Here is a 21,312-nt window from a genome sequence, read left to right as displayed (position 1 = left end):
CCAAAATATGGGATGCAAAATTATATATTGAGATTATTCGGCGGTCGGGTTTATAGTCGGCTCCAGCAGTAACACGCACTCACACTTAAAAAGAACAAAACAGGTGAAGTGATGCAGCGAATTTCCATCGCACTCCACAGCGGAGTCAGCGCTTCGGGCCGTTTAGGTACTGAGGCGTGCGCTCGCCTGTTTTGTTCCACAAGCCTTCCAGACCGGACATCGTCAGATGCCCGGTTTTTTTATGCTTTCGAACAGGAGTCCTGATTCATGGCTGAACCTCTGTCCCTGCCACCGGTGCCCGAGCCACCGAAAGGTGAGCGCCTGAAAAACAAGGTCGTGCTGCTGACCGGCGCCGCACAAGGCATCGGCGAAGCAATCGTCGCGACCTTCGCCTCGCAGCAGGCCAAACTGGTGATCAGCGATATCCAGGCTGAAAAGGTCGAGAAGGTCGCCGCGCACTGGCGCGAGCAGGGCGCCGATGTGCAAGCGATCAAGGCCGATGTATCACGTCAGCAGGATCTGCACGCCATGGCCAAACTGGCCATCGAGCTGCACGGTCGCATCGACGTGCTGGTCAACTGCGCCGGGGTCAACGTGTTCCGTGATCCACTGGAAATGACCGAAGAAGACTGGAAACGCTGCTTCGCCATCGACCTGGACGGCGCTTGGTACGGCTGCAAAGCCGTGTTGCCGCAGATGATCGAGCAAGGCATCGGCAGCATCATCAACATTGCCTCGACCCATTCCACAAACATCATTCCCGGCTGCTTTCCGTACCCGGTGGCCAAGCACGGCTTGCTCGGGCTGACCCGCGCGCTGGGCATCGAGTACGCGCCGAAGGGCATTCGCGTTAACGCCATCGCTCCGGGCTACATCGAAACCCAGCTCAACGTCGATTACTGGAACGGCTTCGCCGACCCACACGCCGAACGCCAGCGCGCCTTCGATCTGCACCCACCAAAACGCATCGGCCAACCGATTGAAGTGGCGATGACCGCCGTGTTCCTGGCCAGTGATGAAGCGCCGTTCATCAACGCCTCGTGCATCACCATCGATGGTGGTCGCTCGGTGATGTACCACGACTGAAAATCCGGATTTCAGGTGGCAAGTTCCGCCTGAAATCCAATCATCATACGATATGACTATTGTCGTCATGATTTGCGGGAAACGCTTCGACCGCTGTAACGCTTTTCAAATAACGCTCAAGAAAAATAACAAGGAGTCTGCTTATGAAACGTCGTTTCGGGATTCGTACCCTGTGCAGTACCGCGCTGGCGGTCACTGCGTTCAGCCTGAGCAGTTCGCTGCTGGCCGCCGATCCGGTGAAGATCGGTTTCCTGGTCAAGCAGGCTGAGGAGCCGTGGTTCCAGACTGAATGGGCCTTCGCCGAGAAAGCTGCCAAGGACAAAGGCTTCGAGCTGATCAAGATCGCCGTGCCGGACGGCGAGAAAACCCTCTCGGCCATCGACAGCCTCGCGGCCAACGGCGCCAAGGGCTTCGTCATCTGCCCGCCGGACGTGTCCCTCGGCCCGGCGATCATGGCCAAGGCCAAACTCAATGACCTGAAAGTCATCGCCGTCGACGACCGCTTCGTCGACGCCAACGGCAAGTTCATGGAAGACGTGCCGTACCTCGGGATGGCCGCGTTCGAAGTCGGCCAGAAGCAGGGCGCCGCCATGGCCGCCGAGGCGAAAAAGCGTAACTGGGACTGGAAAGACACCTACGCGGTGGTCAACACCTACAACGAACTCGACACCGGCAAGAAGCGCACCGACGGCTCGATGAAGGCCCTCGAAGACGCGGGCATGCCGAAAGATCACATTCTGACCGCCGCCCTGAAAACCCTCGACGTACCGGGCAGCATGGACGCCACCAACTCGGCGCTGGTCAAGCTGCCGGGCGCGGCGAAGAACCTGATCATCGGCGGCATGAACGACAACACCGTGCTCGGCGGCGTACGCGCCACCGAAGCCGCCGGGTTTGCCGCGGCCAACGTGATCGGTATCGGCATCAACGGCACCGACGCCATCGGCGAGCTGAAAAAGCCCAACAGCGGCTTCTACGGTTCGATGCTGCCGAGCCCGCACATCGAAGGCTACAAGACTGCCGAGATGATGTACGAGTGGGTCAACACCGGCAAGGAACCGCCGAAGTACACCGCGATGGACGACGTCACCCTGATCACCCGCGACAACTTCAAGCAGGAGCTGGAGAAGATCGGCCTGTGGAACTGACGGCAGCGGCGGCCCGGGCAGCCGGGCCGCTTGAACGGTGTGATGAGGTGGCTTAAATGCACGCGCAAGTACAGACACAAGAACACAGCGCCAGCGGCAGCCTGCGTTTCAACGGGATCGGCAAGACCTTCCCGGGCGTGAAGGCGCTGGACGGCATCAGTTTCGTCGCCCACCCCGGGCAGGTCCACGCCTTGATGGGCGAGAACGGCGCCGGCAAATCGACCCTGCTGAAAATCCTCGGCGGTGCCTACATTCCGAGCAGCGGCGAGCTGCAGATCGGCGATCGGACGATGGCGTTCAAGTCGACCGCCGACAGCATCGGCAGCGGTGTGGCGGTGATTCACCAGGAGTTGCATCTGGTACCGGAAATGACTGTGGCCGAGAACCTGTTCCTCGGTCATCTGCCCGCCAGTTTCGGCCTGATCAATCGCGGCGCGCTGCGCCAGCAAGCCTTGGCCTGCCTCAAAGGCCTGGCCGATGAAATCGACCCGCAGACCAAGGTCGGACGCCTGTCCCTCGGTCAGCGGCAACTGGTTGAAATCGCCAAGGCGCTGTCCCGTGGCGCGCATGTGATTGCCTTTGACGAACCGACCAGCAGCCTTTCGGCGCGGGAAATCGACCGGTTAATGGCGATCATCGGCCGACTGCGCGACGAAGGCAAAGTCGTGCTTTACGTCTCCCATCGCATGGAAGAAGTGTTCCGCATCTGCGACGCGGTGACGGTGTTCAAGGACGGTCGCTACGTGCGCACCTTCGACGACATGAGTCAGTTGACCCACGATCAACTGGTGACTTGCATGGTCGGGCGCGACATTCAGGACATCTACGATTATCGCGGTCGTCCACGCGGTGCCGTGGCGCTGAGAGTCGATGGCTTGCTCGGCCCGGGCCTGCGCGAGCCGATCAGTTTCGATGCGCACAAAGGCGAGATTCTGGGCCTGTTCGGACTGGTTGGGGCAGGGCGCACCGAGCTGTTCCGGCTGCTCAGCGGTCTTGAGCGCAACACCGCCGGACGCCTGGAATTGCGCGGCCATGAACTGAAGCTGCGTTCGCCCCGCGATGCAATTGCTGCCGGGATTCTGCTGTGTCCGGAGGATCGCAAGAAGGAAGGCATCATCCCGCTCGCCAGCGTCGCCGAGAACATCAACATCAGTGCGCGTGGCGCGAACTCCGGTCTCGGTTGCCTGCTGCGCGGGATCTGGGAAAAGGGCAACGCCGACAAACAGATCAAGGCCCTGAAAGTGAAAACGCCCCACGCCGGGCAACAAATCAAGTTCCTGTCCGGCGGCAATCAGCAGAAAGCCATTCTCGGCCGCTGGCTGTCGATGCCGATGAAAGTCCTGCTGCTCGACGAACCGACCCGCGGCATCGACATCGGCGCCAAGGCCGAGATCTACCAGATCATCCATAACCTGGCCGCCGACGGTATTTCGGTGATCGTGGTGTCCAGCGATCTGATGGAGGTAATGGGCATTTCCGACCGCATTCTGGTGCTGTGCGAGGGCGCCCTGCGTGGCGAAGTCAGCCGCGACCAGGCCAACGAATCCAACCTGCTGCAACTGGCTTTGCCGCGCCACCGCGCTGACGGCGTGGCGAACTGAGAGGTGACTATGATGACAACCCAAAACGAAACCCTGCCGACCGAGCGCAAACCTCTGGATATGCGGCGCTTCCTCGATGACTGGGTGATGCTGCTGGCGGCGGTGGGCATTTTTGTCGCCTGCACCTTGCTGATCGACAACTTCCTCTCGCCGCTGAACATGCGTGGCCTGGGCCTGGCGATTTCCACCACCGGGATCGCCGCGTGCACCATGTTGTATTGCCTGGCGTCGGGACATTTCGACTTGTCGGTGGGTTCGGTGATTGCCTGCGCCGGCGTGGTTGCGGCGGTGGTCATGCGCGATACCAACAGCGTGTTTCTCGGCGTCAGCGCGGCGCTGGTGATGGGCCTGATCGTCGGCCTGATCAACGGCATCGTGATCGCCAAGTTGCGGGTCAATGCGCTGATCACGACGTTGGCGACCATGCAGATCGTCCGTGGCCTGGCCTACATTTTTGCCAACGGCAAAGCGGTGGGCGTATCGCAGGAATCGTTCTTCGTGTTCGGCAACGGCCAGTTGTTCGGCGTGCCGGTGCCGATTCTGATCACCATTGTCTGCTTCCTGTTTTTCGGCTGGTTGCTGAATTACACGACCTACGGACGCAACACCATGGCCATCGGCGGCAACCAGGAAGCGGCGCTGCTGGCAGGGGTGAATGTCGATCGCACGAAGATCATCATCTTCGCAGTGCATGGGGTGATCGGTGCGCTGGCGGGGGTGATTCTGGCTTCGCGGATGACTTCGGGTCAGCCGATGATCGGGCAGGGTTTTGAGCTGACGGTGATTTCGGCTTGCGTGTTGGGCGGGGTGTCGCTGAGTGGCGGGATCGGGATGATTCGGCATGTGATTGCCGGGGTGTTGATTCTGGCGATTATCGAGAATGCGATGAACCTGAAGAATATCGACACGTTTTATCAGTATGTGATTCGAGGGTCGATTTTGTTGTTGGCTGTGGTTATCGACCGACTCAAGCAACGGTAATCCGCAATACCCTGTGGGAGCGAGCTTGCTCGCGATAGCGGTAGATCCGACACTTTGATGTCGGATGTGCAGGCCTTATCGCGAGCAAGCTCGCTCCCACAGTTCATCCTGTCTACCGAACCTTCCGTCACTTCCAGATAAATACTCCTTGCTCGCCCTGTCTTGTTTCGGGTATCACTTTGTACATGATTAGACAGGTACGATTTGACAAGAAACAACGGGTGGTCGACGAGCTCGTCCGACGCATCGAAAGCGGTCTCATGGAGGACGGCTTTCTGTTGCCCGGCGAGCATCAGTTGGCTCAGGAATTCAACGTCAGCCGTGGCACGTTGCGCGAAGCGCTGGCCGAACTGAAGCGGCGCAATTACATCGCCACGCAAAGCGGGGTCGGCTCCATCGTCACGTTTGACGGGGTGGTGCTCGACCAGCGCAGCGGCTGGGCCCAGGCCCTGGCCGACAGCGGGGCGATGATCAATACCGACGTGCTGCGTCTGGAGGCCGTGACACGTGCGGATCTGCTTGCGCGTTTCGGCTCCGATCAATTCATTCTTCTCGAACGTCGCCGCCGTTCCAACGACGGCACGGCGGTGTCCCTTGAACGCTCTCTGATGCCCGCCAGCGGAGGCCTGGAAAGCCTGCCGCGAGTGGGCCTGATCGATAACTCCCTGACCATCACCCTGGCCGCCTACGGTTACATCGGCGAGCGCGGCGATCAGTGGATCGGTGCCGAACCGCTCAACGCCGTGGACGCCGAACTGCTCGGCCGCCCAGAAGGCACGGTGTTCCTCAAGGCATTGCGCACCACCTACGACCGGCAGAACCGTTTCATGGAACAGGTCGAAAGCCTGCTCGACCCGGTGCATTTCCGCCTGCACCTGCAATTTGGAGAATCGAAATGACCGCCCTCGACCGTGCCTTGGGCGCGTTTTACGGCCTGGCCCTCGGCGACGCGCTGGGCATGCCGACCCAATCCCTGAACCGCGAAACCATCAAGCAGCGCTTCGGCCAGATCACCGACCTGCAGGACGCCGGCCCCTTGCAGCCGATTGCCGCGAACATGCCCAAAGGCTCGATCACCGACGACACCGAACAGGCGATTCTGGTCGGCGAGTTGCTGGTTGAAGGCAAGGGCCGGATCGAACCGGCGGTGCTCGCGCAACGGCTGATCGAATGGGAAGCCGAGATGCAGGCCAAGGGCTCGCAGGATTTGCTCGGCCCGTCGACCAAACGTGCGATCGAAATGATCCTCGCCGGCCATTCGCCGGAAGAGGCCGGGCGTTATGGCACCACCAACGGCGCAGCGATGCGCATCACCCCGGTGGGCATCGCGGCGGATGTCGCCGACCCCGAACGCTTTATCGCGGCGGTGGTGCAGGCCTGTCAGGTCACTCACAACACCACGCTGGGGATTTCCAGCGCGGCGGCGGTGGCGGCGGTGGTTTCGGCCGGCATCAACGGTCTGGATCTGGGCGAGGCGCTGAACCTCGGCCAGCAGATCGCCCAGCAAGCTGAATCGCACGGCCACTGGGTGGCCGGCGGGCGCATCGCCTCGCGGATCAGTTGGGCGCGCAGCATCAGTGTCGAGAGCGACCCGGTGTTGCTCGCGGATCTGCTGTACGACGTGATCGGCACCTCGGTGGCGTCGCAGGAATCGGTGGTGGTGTCGTTCGCCCTCGCGCAGCAAGTCGCGGTCGGTGAAATGACGCCATTTGATGCGCTGTGCATGGCCGCGAGCCTGGGTGGCGACACCGACACCATCGCCGCGATTCTCGGCGCCATGCTCGGGGCCTGCCTGGGTCTGCAGAGCTGGCCGGCGCCGATGATCGAGACGGTGAAGGCCGTCAATGGTCTGGAGCTGGAACCGTTGGTGACAGGGCTTTTGGCCTTGCGCTGATTGGACTGACGCCTTCGCGAGCAAGCTCGCTCCCACAGGGGCTGTGTGAACACCACAAATTAAAATGTGGGAGCGAGCTTGCTCGCGAAAGGCGCACCACAAACCCTGAATATTCACCCGCAATGGATCGCGCAGACAGGCCCAGGAAGGGCGGGATGTCTCGTCGTTCTGCGTCATTGCCACAACCACAATAAAGGCAAACAGGAGCATTTTTCATGAGTTCATCGAACGCCGGGCAAAGCGCCGGGCAACTGGAAACCCGGGGCATCGAGCCGGTGCCGGAAGGCGAGTGCAACGGCCATCCGCTGCAACTGTTCTGGGTCTGGTTCGCTGCCAACATTTCCATCCTCGGCCTGCCGCTGGGCGCCACGCTGGTTGCCTTTCGCGGCCTGGCGATCTGGCAGGCGATCATTGTCGCGATTCTCGGCGCTGCCGGTTCGTTCGCGGTGGTGGGGATCATCTCGATTGCCGGCCGTCGCGGTCGTGCGCCGAGCCTGACCCTGTCGCGGGCGATCTTCGGTGTGCGCGGCAATATCGGCCCGACGCTGGTCTCGCTGATGTCGCGCCTGGGCTGGGAAACCGTCAACACCACCACGGCCGCATTCGTGCTGCTGTCGTTGTGCTCGATCCTGTTCGGCTCGCCGGTGGAAGCCAAAAGCGCGCCGGTGCTGACCCTGATCTTCATCGCGATTTTCGTGCTGCTGACCCTGTCGGTGTCCGGCCTCGGCCACGCCACGTTGCTGGTGATCCAGAAGTGGGCGACCTACGTGTTCGGCGCGCTGAACATTCTGGTCGGCGGCTTCCTCTGCGCGACCATCGACTGGAGCGCGGTGTTCAACGCCACACCAGCGCCGATCAGCGCGATGATCATCGGCATCGGCACCATGGCCGCCGGCACCGGGATCGGCTGGGCAAATGCTGGCGCCGACATGTCGCGCTATCAGCATCGCAGCGTCAAAGCCGTGCGCCTGGTCGCTTCGGCGGCGTTCGGCGCGGGGATTCCGCTGGTGCTGTTGATCACCCTCGGCGGCCTGCTGTCGGTGGGCAACAACGACCTGGCGTCGGCGACTGACCCGATCGTGGCGATCCGCGACATGCTGCCGACCTGGATGGCCGTGCCGTACCTGATCACCGCATTCGGCGGCCTGCTGTTGTCGAACAACCTGTCGGTGTACTCCGCCGGCCTGACCACGCTGACCCTCGGCCTGAAGGTCAAGCGCGTGTACGCGGTAGTGGTCGACATCGTTGCGATATTCGCCGGTTCGATCTACTTCATGCTGATCGCCGACAGCTTCTACGGCCCGTTCATCACCTTCATTTCCCTGCTGGCAGTGCCGATCACCGCGTGGGTCGGGATCTTCGTGGTCGACCTGATTCACCGTCACTACTACAGCCCGAAAGACCTGCTCGACGTCAGCCCGAGCAGCGCCTACTGGTACAGCGGCGGCATCGAATGGCGCGCGTTCGGCGCATGGGCAATCGCGATCGTGCTGGGCTTCAGTTTCACCACCATCGGCACCACCGCCGAGAACGTCTGGTTCAAGGGCTTCCTGTCCGATTCGTGGCTGGGCCACAACGGCCTCGGCTGGATCGTGACGTTCGTGGTCGCCGGCGGCATTTACTTCGTACTCGGCGGGGCGAGAGATCGCCGCGCCGCGCAATCCGAGAATGCTCATGCCTAAGATGTTGCACACCGGCCAGGTCATCATCGACCTGGTCATGGCCGTGGATGCGCTGCCGCAAATCGGCGGCGACGTGCTGGCGCAGTCCGCCAGTTTCGAAGCCGGCGGCGGCTTCAATGTGATGGCTGCCGCCGCGCGTAATGGCTTGCCGGTGGTCTATCTCGGTCGCCACGGTAGCGGCCGATTCGGCGATCTGGCGCGGCAGGCGATGAACGCCGAAGGCATCCGCATCGGCATCGAACAACCTGCAGAACGTGACACCGGCATCTGCGTGGCGCTGACCGATGCGTCGGCCGAGCGCAGTTTCATCTCCTACATCGGCGCGGAAGGTGAGGTGACGGCAGCGGAGCTGAACAGCGTCGCCGCCGAGACGGGGGACTACGTCTACGTCAGCGGTTACAGCCTGCTGCACAGCGGCAAGGCCCAGGCGTTGCTGGACTGGACGCTGGCGCTGCCGAAGACGATCAACGTGGTGTTCGATCCAGGTCCGCTGGTGGAATCGCCGGACTCACCGATGATGCAGGCGTTACTGCCGCGCATTGATGTGTGGACCAGCAACCGCGTCGAGGCGCTGCGTTTCACGGGCGCGGCTGACATTGAAACCGCGCTGGACCGATTGGCCGTGCATCTGCCACAGGAAGTTTTGATGGTGGTACGCGATGGCCCGCAGGGTTGCTGGATTCATCAGCGCGGCGAACGCCAGCATGTGCCGGGTTTCAAGGTGCAGGCGGTGGACAGCAACGGCGCGGGCGACGCGCATGCAGGCGTATTCGTCGCCGGGCTGGCACAAGGACTGGCCGCTCACGAAGCCGCCCGGCGCGCCAACGCTGCGGCTGCGTTAGCGGTCACTCGCTGGGGCCCGGCGACCGCTCCTGGCACTGCGGAGGTTGATGTGCTGATCAGCAAAAAATGCACTGACTGAACGATCGCAATCGCTGGCAAGCCAGCTCCCACAGGTTTCAGTAGGGGGCGCAGTTTTTGCGAGCACTTTGATTTCTGTGGGAGCTGGCTTGCCAGCGATAAGGCCTTCAGGCGTTACGTCCAGTCTGGACCTAGCCGGCTCTGCGCAACGCCGCAATCAACTCATCTTTACGCATCGACGAACGCCCGGGAATCTTCCGCTCCCGGGCCTCCTTACGCAGACTGTCGACCGTCTGCACTTCGCGTGAAGCCTTGCTATCGCGCGAATGTCCCTCACGACTCACCGCCGCGCGCCGCGCTGATTCCTTGCGATCCTCGGCCTTGGCATTGGCCGGTTTCCGACGCCCGGAACCTCCGGCCTTCTCGCCGCCGCCGGACTGTTTGTTCACTGTCGCCCAGGCGCGGGCCTCGGCTTCGTCCTTGGACATCCCTTTGTTTTGATAGCTGTCTTCGATGTGTTCGGCTTTGCGCTTCTGTTCTTCAGTGTATTTGGCTTTGCTTCCACGAGGCATGGCGAGTCTCCTGGTGGTTGGATGAATCTCGGTATGAACCGGCGCAGGCAATGCATTCGAACACTGCCTGCGCCAGTGACCGCAAGCGTCAGGTATCGAGCTTGCGCGCCGCTTCCACCCCTGCAGCGCTGAGCTTGATCGGCAGATTCAGCGAATGCTCTCCGGCTTCATTGCAAGTGATGTGTCCGTGGTGAATCAGTCCACGCTCCTGCAGGGCGGCGAGGGCACTGGCCACGACTTTCTCGCCGCGATAATTGTCCAGCACCTCTTTGCCGAGGCCGCTTGGGTGGGCATGCAACAGGCGGGTGAGGACTTCTTTTTCCAGGTTTTTATCGACGTTCATGGTTACCTCTTCAAGGAAGTGGATAAGACACGTTGCGTGGATGAAGCACGGATCACTGTCCTGCGCCTTCAGAGCCCGAACCACCCGTGGTGGTTTTCGAGCCGACGCCGGGGCCGGCGTTGTCGGGGGCGGCCGGAGCGTCGGGGGTGTTCATGCCGCCTTGGCGACCGGGATCGCTGCCCTGGGTGCGAGGATCGGTTCCCGTCGCGGGTGGCTGATTGATCAGCGGTACACCCGAACCGTCGGTATTCATACCGGGGGCACTGTTGATGGCGGGGGCTCTTGGCTGGGTAACCGGATCGGTCGGCCCGGTACCGGCAGCGGTGGTCGAGGCGGCGAATACCGCCGGGCTGAGGAGGGTAGCGAATACGAGTGCAGTCAACCTTGACGAGATCATAGGGTGTCTCCAGTGATTGAAATCCTTACCTCCTTTTGGTCTGCCCTCGTGAAAGATTGGTGCCTGATGATCGACGAACGGTTCAGAAGGGCTGAGCGCTTTCGAGGCCGATCTCTTCCTTGAATTGCTCCATGAAACCTTTCAAGCGTCGATGACGGAGCTGTGCCAGACGTTGACCGGCAACGGTCTGGAAACCGTCGGCGAGGTGCAGCAGTTTGGTCTGGAAATGGTCGAGGCAGAATCGCTTGTCGTCGTAGTCCCTTTCCCGGGCCTCGGGATCTTGCGGGTCGTACAGCGCGCTGCCCATGCGTCCGGCGGTGTAAAAGGTGCGGGCGACGCCGAGCATGCCGAGGGAGTCGAGACGGTCGGCGTCCTGCACCAGTCGCGCTTCGAGGGTGAGCGGGGCGATGTTTGCGGAAAAGCTGTGGGCCTCGATGGCGTGGGTAACGGCGTCGATTTTGGCTTCGGGCCAATGCATGTTCGCCAGCACCTTCGAGGCTTTTTCCGCTGCCAGGCGTGATGCCTGTGAACGCAGCGGCGAGTTCTTTTCCACGGCCACACAATCGTGCAGCAACACTGCAGCGAGCAGCACTTCAAGGTCGCCACCTTCCTCGGCCTGCAAGGTGCGCGCGTTGTGCCAGACCCGTTGCAGATGCGACAGATCATGAGCGCCGTCTTCCGACGGTTCCAGCGCGTGGGGCAGCAGTTCGGCGGCGAGCTCCGTGAGATGTGAAAAAACGAGATTGTTCATGGGAGTCCTTGCGAGTCATCGGCCGCGCTAGCCTAATCCGTGGATTGCCATGTGACGAGCGCCGCGCGCCGCCTTAGTATGGCGTTTTCCTTTTTCCGACAAGGCCCGTCCATGACGATCGAAATCCGCCCGGCGACCCCCAGCGATGCACCGCAAATCCTCGCGTTCATCACCGAATTGGCAGACTTCGAAAAGGCCCGTCACGAAGTCATCGCCAGCGTTGCCGACATCGAGCGCAGCCTGTTCAGCGAAGGCGCCACCGCCCACGGTCTGATCTGCCTGCGCGACGGCGTACCGATCGGTTTTGCGGTGTTCTTCTTCAGCTATTCGACCTGGCTGGGCAGCAACTGCCTGTACCTCGAAGACCTCTACATCACCCCCGAACAACGAGGCGGCGGCGCTGGCAAAACCCTGCTGCGTCACCTCGCGAAAATCGCCTGCGCCAACGACTGTGGCCGCTTCGAATGGAGCGTGCTGGACTGGAACACTCCAGCCATCGAGTTCTACAAATCCCTTGGTGCCCAGCCGCAGGAAGAGTGGGTGCGTTACCGCATGGATGGCAAGGTGTTGCGCGAGTTTGCCGAGGGCAACTGAGCCGCGCCAGGAATATCGCAGCCCGAGACGGCTCCTGCAGGGAAGTTGAATTTCTCTGAAGGCACTGTTTCTGCCTGCGATATTTTTTTGCCAGCGCCCCATAATGTGGGAATGATATTTATATATTGAGATTTTGTTGTGCCCGGGTCTATAGTCCAGCTCACTCACTGCCAATAACAAAACAGGTGAAGCGATGCTGGCGCAATTGATCGCGCTCGATTGGGGGACGACCTCACTACGTGCTTACAAACTCGCGGCGGGCGGGCAGGTGCTGGCGCAGCGGTCGCTGTCGTTCGGGATCATGCAGTTGCCGAAGACGCCGCGGGTCATCAACGGTCGTGAATGCTCCGACGGTTTTGAACTGGCGTTCGACGAGGCCTGTGGCGACTGGCTCGACGCGCAGCCCGACTTGCCGGTGATTGCCTGCGGCATGGTCGGCAGCGCCCAGGGCTGGCGCGAAGCGTCCTACCGCGATACGCCGGCCAACGTGGCCGATCTCGGAAAATCCCTGCAAACCGTTCGCAGTCTTCGCGGTGTTGATGTGCACATCGTGCCGGGTGTGATTCAGCGCTCGACGCTGCCGAACGTGATGCGCGGCGAAGAAACCCAGGTACTCGGCGTCCTGCAGAATCTGCCGGTCGAGGCGGGCAATGATCTGCTGATCGGCCTGCCGGGCAGTCATTCGAAATGGGTGGAAGTGGCCGACGGCTGCATCACCCGTTTCGACACCTTCATGACCGGCGAAGTGTTCGCCGTACTCAGCGAACACAGCATTCTCGGCCGTACCCAACAGCACAGCGCGACGTTCGATGCCGAGGCGTTTGATCGCGGCGTGCAGGTGGCGTTGTCGGCAGAAGGCGAAATCGGCGTGCTGTCGACCCTGTTCAGCGCCCGCAGCCTGGGCCTGACCGGTGAACTCGGCGCCACCGCGCAACCGGACTATCTGTCCGGCCTGCTGATCGGCCATGAACTGACGGCGCTGGCCGCCGTGCAACGACGTCGGCGCAACAGCACACATCTTCCTTCGATCATCCTCATCGGCAACGCGCAGTTGTGCGCCCGTTACAGCCGTGCCCTCGACGCCTGCGGTTTCGCCCGGGTGACCCTGGCCGAGCAAGCCACCGAACGTGGTCTGTGGCAACTGGCGCTCGCCGCCGGACTGATCGATTCCTCATCCCGTTAACCCTGACTGGAGGCCTGACATGCTCAAGCAAGCACTGGCGCAAAACGGTCTGATCGCGATCCTACGCGGCCTGCATCCGCAGGAAGCGGCCGCTGTCGGAGAAGTCCTGTATGCGGCCGGATTTCGCGTCATTGAAGTACCGCTCAATTCCCCTGCACCGTACGAAAGTATTCGCATCCTGCGTAAGACTTTGCCCGCCGATTGCCTGATTGGTGCCGGCACGGTGCTGACCCCGGAACAAGTGGAATTGGTAAAGGAGGCCGGCGGCCAGGTGATCGTCATGCCTCATAGCGATGCCAAGGTGTTGCGGGCAGCGAAAGCGGCGGGGCTGTACCTGTCGCCGGGCGTCGCCACACCGACCGAAGCCTTCGCGGCACTGGAGGAGGGCGCGGACATTCTCAAGCTGTTCCCGGCCGAACAGATGGGCCCGGCGGTGGTGAAAGCCTGGCTGGCGGTGTTGCCGGTCGGGACGATTCTGGCGCCGGTCGGCGGCATCACGCCGGACAACATGCAGGCGTTCATCGACGCCGGCGTCAAAGGCTTCGGCCTCGGGTCCGGGCTGTTCAAACCGGGCCTGACGACTGAGCAAGTGGCGGTCAATGCCAAGGCCTACGTGGCGGCCTGGAAAGCCCTTCGCTAAGACTTTTCCGGCGCTGCGTGCGCTGCATCTAACAAGAGAGACAAGCAGATGAAAATCATCAAACTCACCACCTTCATCGTCCCGCCGCGCTGGTGCTTCCTGAAAGTCGAAACCGACGAGGGCGTGACCGGTTGGGGCGAGCCCGTGGTCGAGGGTCGGGCCCACACGGTTGCCGCAGCGGTTGAGGAATTGTCCGACTACCTGATCGGCAAAGACCCACGCAATATCGAAGACATCTGGACTGTGCTGTATCGCGGCGGCTTCTACCGCGGCGGCGCAATCCACATGAGCGCACTGGCCGGCATCGATCAGGCGCTGTGGGACATCAAGGGCAAGGCGCTGGGCGTGTCGGTCAGCGACCTGCTCGGCGGCCAGGTGCGGGACAAGATCCGAGTGTATTCGTGGATCGGCGGCGACCGTCCGGCGGACACCGCGCGAGCTGCGAAAGAGGCGGTGGGCCGTGGTTTCACAGCGGTGAAAATGAACGGCACCGAAGAGCTGCAATTTCTCGATACCTTCGAAAAAGTCGATCTGGCGCTTGCCAACGTTGCCGCCGTACGTGATGCGGTCGGGCCGAACGTCGGCATCGGCGTCGACTTCCATGGCCGGGTGCACAAACCCATGGCCAAGGTGCTGATGAAGGAACTCGACCCGTACAAACTGATGTTCATCGAAGAGCCGGTGCTCAGCGAAAACTACGAAGCGCTGAAAGAACTGGCACCGCTGACCAGCACCCCGATTGCCCTCGGCGAGCGGCTGTTTTCGCGGTGGGACTTTAAACGGGTGTTGAGCGAAGGTTACGTCGACATCATCCAGCCGGATGCCTCCCACGCCGGCGGCATCACCGAGACCCGCAAGATCGCCAACATGGCTGAAGCCTACGACGTGGCGCTGGCACTGCACTGCCCGCTGGGGCCGATTGCGCTGGCCGCGTGTCTGCAACTGGACGCCGCTTGTTACAACGCGTTTATCCAGGAGCAGAGCCTGGGCATCCATTACAACGAGAGCAATGACCTGCTCGATTATGTGAAGGATCCGCGGGTGTTCGACTACGACAAAGGCTTCGTGAAAATCCCGAACGGCCCGGGCCTGGGCATCGAGATCAACGAGGAATACGTGATCGAACGCGCGGCGGTCGGCCACCGCTGGCGCAACCCGATCTGGCGTCATGCCGATGGCAGTTTTGCCGAGTGGTGAGTCGCTGATTTCCTTCTAAGAGATCGTTCCCACGTCGAGGCGTCGAACCGCCCGCGTGGGAATGCCTCAATGGACGTTCTGCGTCCGCTCTTGGGACGCAGAGCGTCCCGGGCTGCATTCCCACGCGGAGCGTGGGAACGATCTCGCCAACAACCCCCGACCTCAATAAACATAAGAAGAGGCGCTCCCCATGCAACCGCAAACCCTCACCGGGCAAGCGACGTTAGTCACGCCCAGCCGCAAGCGATTTTTCATCATGGTGTTGCTGTTCATCACCGTGGTCATCAACTACCTCGACCGCAGCAACCTGTCGATTGCCGCCCCGGCACTGACGACGGATCTGGGCATCGACCCGGTGCACGTCGGGCTGATCTTTTCCGCCTTCGGCTGGACCTACGCCGCCATGCAGATCCCCGGCGGCTGGCTGGTGGATCGGGTGCCACCGCGCATCCTGTACAGCGTTGCGCTGCTGTTGTGGTCGCTGGCCACGGTGATGCTCGGTTTCGCCGCCAGTTTCATCGCCCTGTTCGTGCTGCGCATGGCGGTCGGTGCGCTGGAAGCACCGGCGTATCCGATCAACAGCCGCGTGGTGACGACCTGGTTTCCCGAGCGTGAGCGGGCCACGGCCATCGGCTTCTATACCTCCGGGCAGTTTGTCGGGCTGGCGTTTCTGACCCCGGTGCTGGCGTGGCTGCAACATGAGTTTGGCTGGCACATGGTGTTTGTCGCGACCGGCGCGGTGGGCATTGTCTGGGCGGCGATCTGGTACGCGGTGTATCGCGAACCGCGTGATTTCAAAGGCGCCAACCAAGGCGAAATCGATCTGATCCGCGAGGGCGGCGGGCTGGTGGATATCGCCGCCGAAACCGCCAAGGTGAGGGCAAAATTCAGCTGGACCGATCTCGGCATCGTCCTGAGCAAACGCAAGTTGTGGGGGATCTACCTCGGCCAGTTCTGCCTGAATTCGACGCTGTGGTTTTTCCTGACCTGGTTCCCGACCTACCTGGTGAAGTATCGCGGAATGGACTTCATCAAGTCCGGCCTGCTGGCGTCGCTGCCGTTTCTCGCCGCGTTCATCGGCGTGCTGTGCTCCGGGTTCTTCTCCGACTTCCTGATCCGTCGCGGCTGCACCGTCGGGTTTGCACGCAAGCTGCCGATCATTGGCGGGCTGCTGATTTCCACCTCGATCATCGGCGCCAACTTCGTCGAATCGACGCCGTTGGTGATTGCCTTTTTGGCGCTGGCGTTTTTCGGCAATGGGCTGGCGTCGATCACCTGGTCTCTGGTCTCGACACTGGCGCCGGCGCGGTTACTGGGCTTGACCGGCGGGGTGTTCAACTTCATCGGCAACCTGTCGGCGATTGCCACGCCGATTGTCATCGGCTTCCTGGCCAGCGGCGATTCGTTCGCACCGGCGATCACCTACATCGCGGTTCTGGCATTGATTGGTGCTTTGTCCTACGTGCTGCTGGTGGGCAAGGTCGAGCGCATCGAGTTGTAGTCGGCCATGCCGGGCGACCATAATGCCGCCCGTTCCCTCGCTCAACGCTAAAGGCTGGATATGCAGGAAGACGCCCCAAAAACCGCCAAGGACGCCGCGCCGACCGGCACCCAGACCCTGCTTCGCGGGTTGGGTGTGGTGCAGGCCGTCGCCAGTGGCGCCCGCGATCTCAAAGAGATTGCCCGCCTGATCGGTACCACGCGCAGTACCACTCATCGTCTGGCCAGTTGTCTGGTGGACGAGCGCTACCTGCGCGTCGTGCCGCAAGTCGGTTATCTGCTGGGGCCGAAGCTGATCGAACTGGGTTTCCAGGCGCGCGAAGAGTTGCCGCTGGTGACCCTGGCCGGTCCGTATCTGGACGAGTTGTCGGCGCTGACCGGCGACACCGTTCACTTGGGGATTCGCGAAGGCGACGAGGTGCTTTATTTGCTGAAGAATCCGGGACGCAACGGCCCGGAAATGCGCTCGCGGGTCGGCCATCGCATGCCGTTGGCGCGGACCGGGATCGGCAAGGCCTTGATGCTGGATGACGCGCCGCAGGACTGGCAGCGTCTGTACGACATCAGTCTGCCGGCGGGTGGGAAAAGTCAGTTCTGGCCGCAGCATCCCCAGCAGTCGTGGGAGCAGCTGGAGCAGCGGATGACCGAATACGTGGCCGGCGGCTACGCGTTCGATCTGGAAGACAACGAGCCGTCGATCCGTTGCGTGGCGGCGCCGATCCGCGACGCGAGCAAGCGCATCGTCGCGGCGATCAGCATCGCCAGCACCGTGCCGTACATGCCGCTGGAAAAAATGGCCGAGCTGATTCCCCTGATCAAAGGGGTCACAGCCCGGCTCTCGGCGGAGCTAGGCTTGAAGGTCTGAGGAATCAGAGCTTCAGAGTCGCCATGTCGATGACGAAACGATACTTCACGTCGCCGGCGATCATGCGGGCGTAGGCTTCGTTGATCTGGCGGATGTCGAGCATTTCGATGTCGCAGCTGATGTTGTGCTCGGCGCAGAAATCCAGCACTTCCTGGGTTTCAGCGACGCCACCGATCAACGAACCGGCCAATACGCGACGACCCAGCACCAGTTTCGCGGCGTGAACCGGCGGATCGATCGGTTCGATCAGGCCCACCAGAATGTGCACGCCGTCGAAGCGCAGGGTGTCGAGGTACGGGTTGAGATCGTGCTGCACCGGAATGGTGTCCAGCAGGAAGTCGAAACGACCGGCTGCAGCTTTCATCTGCTCTTCGTCGGTGGACACGATCACATGATCGGCGCCCTGACGACGACCTTCCTCGGCCTTGCTCGCCGAGCGGGTGAACAACGTCACTTCAGCGCCCATGGCCTTGGCGAACTTGATGCCCATGTGGCCGAGGCCGCCCATGCCCAGAATCCCGACCTTGTCGCCGGCCTTCACGCCGTAGTGCTTGAGCGGCGAGTAAGTGGTGATGCCAGCGCAGAGAATCGGTGCGGCAGCCGCCAGATCCAGCTTCTCTGGAATGCGCACCACGAAGTGCTCGCTGACCACGATGCTGTCCGAATAACCGCCCATGGTGTTGCTGCCATCGACCCGGTCCGGAGTGGCGTAGGTCATGGTCGGGCCTTCGAGGCAGTATTGCTCGAGGTTCGACTGGCAGGCTTCGCAGGTGCGGCAGGAGTCGACCATGCAGCCGACGCCGACCAGATCGCCGACCTTGTGCTTGGTGACATTCGCACCGACGGCGGTGACTTTTCCGACGATCTCGTGGCCGGGCATCAACGGGTAAACGGCGATGCCCCATTCGTTGCGCGCCTGGTGGATGTCGGAGTGGCAGACGCCGCAGTACAGAATTTCGATGGCGACGTCGTCGGCCCGTGGGCTGCGGCGTTCGAACTTCATCGGGGCGAGGGGCGTGGTGGCCGTTTGAGCGGCATAGCCGATGGCGGTGTACATGTGAAACCTCGCAAAAGCAGTGACAAGTGAGGCGGCGCATTCTGGGCGCCGTCCGGTCGTCCGGCCATGGCGATTCCTCCGGGTGTCATGCCTAATCCTCCGGCATGCGGGGTTGATCGGTCGCATTGGCAAAAGGATCTGCGATGATGCTTTCATCCCTTTTTTCGTGATTTTTTCTGAAGAGCTACCCGATGCAATTGACCCGTCACCTTGATGCCAACGCCACCCTGGTTTCGCTGATCGAACCGCTGGCGCTGCGCGATGGTTACAGCCAGACCGGGCTGCCGGGCGTGCAGGTGTTGCGCGCCAGTTGCGATGTCGCCCGTGGTCCGCACATTTATGAACCGAGCCTGATGATCATCGCCCAAGGCAGCAAACTGGCGTATCTGGGGCCGCGCACCATGGAGTACGGCGCCGGGCATTACCTGATTCAGGCGTTGCCGGTGCCGTTCGAGTGCGAGACCTACGCGTTGCCGGACGCGCCGTTGCTCGGCGTGTCGGTGGCGATCGACCGGGTGCTGCTCGGTGAACTGGTGCTGGCCATGGGGCTGGCGCCGGGGCGGCATATTCCGGCGCAGACACCGGAGTCGATGACTTCGGTGGTGCTCGACGATGACATGCGCGGTTGCGTCGAACGCTTGCTGCGCTGTCTGCACGATCCGCTGGAGTGCCAGATTCTCGGGCCGGCGCGGGTGCGGGAGTTGTTGTTCGTAGCCTTGCGCGGTCCCCAGGCCGATGTGCTGCGGGCATTGGTGGAGCAGCAGGGTCAGTTTGCCCGGGTGGCGGCTTCGATCAGCCATTTGCACTCGCACTACACCGAACCGTTGAACGTCGAGACGCTGGCCAGTTGCGCGAACATGAGCGTTTCGACCTTTCATGAGCATTTCAAACGCAGCACGTTGCTGTCGCCGGTGCAGTATCTGAAGCGTTTACGTTTATTGAAGGCGCAGACGTTGTTGATCGCCGAAGGACTGGGAGTGGCGCAGGTGGCGCATCGGGTGGGGTATCAGAGCACGTCGCAGTTCAGTCGCGAGTACAAACGCTATTTCGAGCGCAGCCCTGGGGATGAGCGAGCGGCTTGATCTTCAGCAAATCGCGGGCAACAAAAAGGCCCCCGTTTCGGGAGCCTTGATGTTCAGCAATTCGACTTACATGTTCGGGTAGGTCGGGCCGCCGGCGCCTTCCGGCGTCACCCAGGTGATGTTCTGCGAAGGGTCCTTGATGTCACAGGTCTTGCAGTGCACGCAGTTCTGGGCGTTGATCTGGAAGCGCTTCTCGCCGTCTTCCTTGGTGATCACTTCATACACACCGGCCGGGCAGTAGCGCTGTGCCGGCTCGTCGTACAGCGGCAGGTTCTTGCTCAGCGGGATAGTCGGGTCGGTCAGTTTCAGGTGGCACGGCTGTTCTTCTTCATGGTTGGTACCGGAGATGAACACCGAGCTCAGCTTGTCGAAGCTGATCTTGCCGTCGGGTTTCGGGTAGTCGATCTTCTTGCAGTCGGCCGCGAGCTTGAGGCAGGCGTAGTCAGGCTTGGTGTCGTGCAGGGTGAACGGCAGTTTGCCGCCGAAGATGTTCTGATCCAGCCAGTTGAAACCGCCGCCGACGATGGCGCCGAACTTGTGGATCGCCGGGCCGAAGTTGCGGCTGGCGAACAGTTCTTCGTAGAGCCAGCTCTTCTTGAAGGCGTCAACGTAAGTGGTCAGCTCTTCGGTGCCGTCCTTTTCAGCGAACAGCGCATCAGCCACGGATTCAGCGGCGAGCATGCCGGACTTCATCGCGGTGTGGCTGCCCTTGATCTTGGCGAAGTTCAGGGTGCCGAGGTCGCAACCGATCAGCGCGCCGCCCTTGAACACCATCTTCGGCAGCGAGTTCAGGCCACCTTTGCAGATTGCACGTGCGCCGTAGCTGATGCGCTTGCCGCCTTCCAGGTACTGCTTGAGTACCGGGTGATGCTTGAGGCGCTGGAATTCGTCGAACGGCGACAGGTAGGTGTTGCTGTAGGAAAGATCGACGATCAGACCGACCACCACCTGGTTGTTTTCCAGGTGATAGAGGAAGGAACCGCCGGTGTTCTCGGTGCCCATGATGTCCATCGGCCAACCGGCGGTGTGCACCACCAGGCCTGGCTGGTGTTTGGACGGGTCGATTTCCCAGATTTCCTTCAGGCCGATGCCGTAGTGCTGGGCGTCGGCATCACTGTCGAGGTTGTAGCGCTTGATCAGTTGCTTGCCGATGTGACCACGGCAACCTTCGGCGAACAGCGTGTATTTGCCACGCAGTTCCATGCCTGGGGTGTACAGGCCTTCTTTCGGATGACCTTCGCGGTCTACGCCGAGGTCGCCGGTGATGATCCCGCGTACCACGCCGTTTTCATCGATCAGCGCTTCCTGAGCGGCGAAGCCCGGGTAGATTTCCACGCCCAGGTTTTCGGCCTGCTGAGCGAGCCAGCGGCACAGGTTGCCGAGGGAGATAATGTAGTTGCCTTCGTTGTGCATGGTCTTGGGCACAAAGAAGTCAGGAATTTTCTGCGCGCTTTCGGCGTTTTTCAGCACGAAAATGTCATCGCGGGTGACTGGCGTGTTCAGCGGAGCGCCGAGTTCTTTCCAGTCCGGGAACAGTTCGTTCAGGGCACGTGGTTCGAATACGGCACCGGACAGGATGTGCGCGCCGACTTCGGAGCCTTTTTCGACCACGCAGACGCTGATTTCCTTACCGGCTTCGGCGGCCTTCTGCTTCAGACGGCAGGCGGCGGACAGGCCAGCGGGGCCGGCACCGACGATGACCACGTCGAATTCCATGTATTCGCGTTCCACAGGCTATCTCCTACTCAAGGCTCAACAGTTTTTTTTCTAATTTGGAGGTTCGGTGTCGTATCCGTTATTGCCTTTACGTTAACGTCAAGGCTAATAATGGGCAAACCACCTTTCTCTCTAGGCGGCGCATTATATCTACACCACTCC

At 61.5% G+C, this 21,312-nt stretch carries 21 protein-coding genes; 15 read left to right on the top strand and 6 right to left on the bottom strand.

Translation table 11 applies throughout. The annotated features are described in order from the left end of the window. Positions 1–267: 267 nt before the first annotated feature. The 8 genes from K5E37_RS03630 (at position 268) to K5E37_RS03595 (ending at position 9,314) form a co-directional block, all read left to right on the top strand. Positions 268–1,086, top strand: coding sequence for an SDR family oxidoreductase (locus tag K5E37_RS03630; RefSeq protein ID WP_011335425.1), 819 nt, complete (start codon positions 268–270; stop codon positions 1,084–1,086). A 143-nt stretch (positions 1,087–1,229) separates the two neighbouring features. Then, positions 1,230–2,234 carry a substrate-binding domain-containing protein gene (locus tag K5E37_RS03625; protein ID WP_221533154.1) on the top strand — a complete coding sequence of 335 codons (1,005 nt, stop codon included), beginning with the start codon at positions 1,230–1,232 and terminating at the stop codon, positions 2,232–2,234. A gap of 56 nt (positions 2,235–2,290) precedes the next feature. Continuing rightward, a complete protein-coding gene (gene araG, locus K5E37_RS03620) occupies positions 2,291–3,835 on the top strand; it encodes an L-arabinose ABC transporter ATP-binding protein AraG (RefSeq protein WP_221533153.1) in 1,545 nt (514 codons plus the stop codon). 12 nt (positions 3,836–3,847) lie between these two features. Further along, positions 3,848–4,816 carry an L-arabinose ABC transporter permease AraH gene (gene araH / locus K5E37_RS03615; RefSeq protein WP_011335422.1) on the top strand — a complete coding sequence of 323 codons (969 nt, stop codon included), beginning with the start codon at positions 3,848–3,850 and terminating at the stop codon, positions 4,814–4,816. Between the two features lie 185 nt (positions 4,817–5,001). Next, positions 5,002–5,715: a GntR family transcriptional regulator gene (locus K5E37_RS03610; protein WP_085607311.1), complete on the top strand. Its 714-nt coding sequence runs from the start codon at positions 5,002–5,004 to the stop codon at positions 5,713–5,715. After that, positions 5,712–6,710, top strand: coding sequence for an ADP-ribosylglycohydrolase family protein (locus tag K5E37_RS03605; RefSeq protein ID WP_007950831.1), 999 nt, complete (start codon positions 5,712–5,714; stop codon positions 6,708–6,710). Before K5E37_RS03610 ends, K5E37_RS03605 begins: the two co-directional genes overlap by 4 nt. 215 nt (positions 6,711–6,925) lie before the next feature. Further along, on the top strand, positions 6,926–8,392 hold the full coding sequence (locus K5E37_RS03600; RefSeq protein ID WP_221533152.1) for a cytosine permease: 1,467 nt from the start codon (positions 6,926–6,928) through the stop codon (positions 8,390–8,392). After that, positions 8,385–9,314 carry a PfkB family carbohydrate kinase gene (locus tag K5E37_RS03595; protein WP_221533151.1) on the top strand — a complete coding sequence of 310 codons (930 nt, stop codon included), beginning with the start codon at positions 8,385–8,387 and terminating at the stop codon, positions 9,312–9,314. The genes K5E37_RS03600 and K5E37_RS03595 overlap by 8 nt, the downstream gene beginning before the upstream one ends. Positions 9,315–9,444: 130 nt before the next feature. Here K5E37_RS03595 and K5E37_RS03590 read toward each other — a convergent pair whose 3' ends face one another. The 4 genes from K5E37_RS03590 to K5E37_RS03575 form a co-directional block, all read right to left on the bottom strand. After that, positions 9,445–9,825 carry a Rho termination factor N-terminal domain-containing protein gene (locus K5E37_RS03590; protein ID WP_085607302.1) on the bottom strand — a complete coding sequence of 127 codons (381 nt, stop codon included), beginning with the start codon at positions 9,823–9,825 and terminating at the stop codon, positions 9,445–9,447. An 88-nt stretch (positions 9,826–9,913) separates the two neighbouring features. Next, positions 9,914–10,168, bottom strand: a complete 255-nt coding sequence (locus K5E37_RS03585) for a hypothetical protein (RefSeq protein WP_011335416.1) — start codon at positions 10,166–10,168, stop codon at positions 9,914–9,916. A 52-nt stretch (positions 10,169–10,220) separates the two neighbouring features. Beyond that, entirely contained in the window at positions 10,221–10,565 is a 345-nt protein-coding gene (locus K5E37_RS03580) for a hypothetical protein (RefSeq protein WP_039770633.1), read from the bottom strand. Between the two features lie 82 nt (positions 10,566–10,647). Further along, complete coding sequence (locus K5E37_RS03575; protein WP_221533150.1) at positions 10,648–11,316, bottom strand: HD domain-containing protein; 669 nt, start codon at positions 11,314–11,316, stop codon at positions 10,648–10,650. Between the two features lie 111 nt (positions 11,317–11,427). Here K5E37_RS03575 and K5E37_RS03570 point away from each other — a divergent pair, with 111 nt between their 5' ends. From K5E37_RS03570 to K5E37_RS03545, 6 genes are all read left to right on the top strand, one after another. Continuing rightward, a complete protein-coding gene (locus K5E37_RS03570; RefSeq protein WP_007950842.1) occupies positions 11,428–11,910 on the top strand; it encodes a GNAT family N-acetyltransferase in 483 nt (160 codons plus the stop codon). A 193-nt stretch (positions 11,911–12,103) separates the two neighbouring features. Next, entirely contained in the window at positions 12,104–13,093 is a 990-nt protein-coding gene (locus K5E37_RS03565) for a 2-dehydro-3-deoxygalactonokinase (protein ID WP_085607288.1), read from the top strand. 19 nt (positions 13,094–13,112) lie between these two features. Then, the gene (locus K5E37_RS03560) at positions 13,113–13,733 is read left to right on the top strand and encodes a 2-dehydro-3-deoxy-6-phosphogalactonate aldolase (RefSeq protein WP_085607286.1); all 621 of its coding nucleotides are present in this window, start codon (positions 13,113–13,115) and stop codon (positions 13,731–13,733) included. 48 nt (positions 13,734–13,781) lie between these two features. Next, positions 13,782–14,930 carry a galactonate dehydratase gene (gene dgoD, locus K5E37_RS03555; protein ID WP_085607284.1) on the top strand — a complete coding sequence of 383 codons (1,149 nt, stop codon included), beginning with the start codon at positions 13,782–13,784 and terminating at the stop codon, positions 14,928–14,930. Between the two features lie 190 nt (positions 14,931–15,120). Next, entirely contained in the window at positions 15,121–16,431 is a 1,311-nt protein-coding gene (locus K5E37_RS03550) for an MFS transporter (protein WP_085607282.1), read from the top strand. 60 nt (positions 16,432–16,491) lie between these two features. Then, positions 16,492–17,295, top strand: coding sequence for an IclR family transcriptional regulator (locus K5E37_RS03545; RefSeq protein WP_007950852.1), 804 nt, complete (start codon positions 16,492–16,494; stop codon positions 17,293–17,295). Between the two features lie 4 nt (positions 17,296–17,299). On the opposite strand, the gene K5E37_RS03540 is transcribed toward K5E37_RS03545, so the two are convergent. Beyond that, positions 17,300–18,352, bottom strand: a complete 1,053-nt coding sequence (locus tag K5E37_RS03540; protein ID WP_011335405.1) for an NAD(P)-dependent alcohol dehydrogenase — start codon at positions 18,350–18,352, stop codon at positions 17,300–17,302. Between the two features lie 191 nt (positions 18,353–18,543). Between K5E37_RS03540 and K5E37_RS03535 the strand changes: the two genes are divergently transcribed. Next, positions 18,544–19,434 (top strand): AraC family transcriptional regulator, encoded by an 891-nt coding sequence (locus tag K5E37_RS03535; RefSeq protein WP_007950856.1) that lies wholly within the window; start codon positions 18,544–18,546, stop codon positions 19,432–19,434. A gap of 66 nt (positions 19,435–19,500) precedes the next feature. Here K5E37_RS03535 and K5E37_RS03530 read toward each other — a convergent pair whose 3' ends face one another. Then, positions 19,501–21,165: an electron transfer flavoprotein-ubiquinone oxidoreductase gene (locus K5E37_RS03530; RefSeq protein WP_085607280.1), complete on the bottom strand. Its 1,665-nt coding sequence runs from the start codon at positions 21,163–21,165 to the stop codon at positions 19,501–19,503. Positions 21,166–21,312: the final 147 nt, after the last annotated feature.

The organism is Pseudomonas sp. RIT778, assembly GCF_019718735.1.
GTDB classification, from domain to species: Bacteria; Pseudomonadota; Gammaproteobacteria; order Pseudomonadales; family Pseudomonadaceae; genus Aquipseudomonas; species Aquipseudomonas aphyarum.
Note: the sequence above shows the minus strand (reverse complement) of the source record. Positions and strands in the feature narration are given on the sequence as shown.

Excerpts from the sequence above, each read along its gene's own strand:
- K5E37_RS03630 (WP_011335425.1), top strand. The coding sequence starts at position 268 with ATGGCTGAACCTCTGTCCCTGCCACCGGTGCCCGAGCCACCGAAAGGT.
- K5E37_RS03625 (WP_221533154.1), top strand. The coding sequence starts at position 1,230 with ATGAAACGTCGTTTCGGGATTCGTACCCTGTGCAGTACCGCGCTGGCG.
- araG (WP_221533153.1), top strand. The coding sequence starts at position 2,291 with ATGCACGCGCAAGTACAGACACAAGAACACAGCGCCAGCGGCAGCCTG.
- araH (WP_011335422.1), top strand. The coding sequence starts at position 3,848 with ATGACAACCCAAAACGAAACCCTGCCGACCGAGCGCAAACCTCTGGAT.
- K5E37_RS03610 (WP_085607311.1), top strand. The coding sequence starts at position 5,002 with ATGATTAGACAGGTACGATTTGACAAGAAACAACGGGTGGTCGACGAG.
- K5E37_RS03605 (WP_007950831.1), top strand. The coding sequence starts at position 5,712 with ATGACCGCCCTCGACCGTGCCTTGGGCGCGTTTTACGGCCTGGCCCTC.
- K5E37_RS03600 (WP_221533152.1), top strand. The coding sequence starts at position 6,926 with ATGAGTTCATCGAACGCCGGGCAAAGCGCCGGGCAACTGGAAACCCGG.
- K5E37_RS03595 (WP_221533151.1), top strand. The coding sequence starts at position 8,385 with ATGCCTAAGATGTTGCACACCGGCCAGGTCATCATCGACCTGGTCATG.
- K5E37_RS03590 (WP_085607302.1), bottom strand. The coding sequence starts at position 9,825 with ATGCCTCGTGGAAGCAAAGCCAAATACACTGAAGAACAGAAGCGCAAA.
- K5E37_RS03585 (WP_011335416.1), bottom strand. The coding sequence starts at position 10,168 with ATGAACGTCGATAAAAACCTGGAAAAAGAAGTCCTCACCCGCCTGTTG.
- K5E37_RS03580 (WP_039770633.1), bottom strand. The coding sequence starts at position 10,565 with ATGATCTCGTCAAGGTTGACTGCACTCGTATTCGCTACCCTCCTCAGC.
- K5E37_RS03575 (WP_221533150.1), bottom strand. The coding sequence starts at position 11,316 with ATGAACAATCTCGTTTTTTCACATCTCACGGAGCTCGCCGCCGAACTG.
- K5E37_RS03570 (WP_007950842.1), top strand. The coding sequence starts at position 11,428 with ATGACGATCGAAATCCGCCCGGCGACCCCCAGCGATGCACCGCAAATC.
- K5E37_RS03565 (WP_085607288.1), top strand. The coding sequence starts at position 12,104 with ATGCTGGCGCAATTGATCGCGCTCGATTGGGGGACGACCTCACTACGT.
- K5E37_RS03560 (WP_085607286.1), top strand. The coding sequence starts at position 13,113 with ATGCTCAAGCAAGCACTGGCGCAAAACGGTCTGATCGCGATCCTACGC.
- dgoD (WP_085607284.1), top strand. The coding sequence starts at position 13,782 with ATGAAAATCATCAAACTCACCACCTTCATCGTCCCGCCGCGCTGGTGC.
- K5E37_RS03550 (WP_085607282.1), top strand. The coding sequence starts at position 15,121 with ATGCAACCGCAAACCCTCACCGGGCAAGCGACGTTAGTCACGCCCAGC.
- K5E37_RS03545 (WP_007950852.1), top strand. The coding sequence starts at position 16,492 with ATGCAGGAAGACGCCCCAAAAACCGCCAAGGACGCCGCGCCGACCGGC.
- K5E37_RS03540 (WP_011335405.1), bottom strand. The coding sequence starts at position 18,352 with ATGTACACCGCCATCGGCTATGCCGCTCAAACGGCCACCACGCCCCTC.
- K5E37_RS03535 (WP_007950856.1), top strand. The coding sequence starts at position 18,544 with ATGCAATTGACCCGTCACCTTGATGCCAACGCCACCCTGGTTTCGCTG.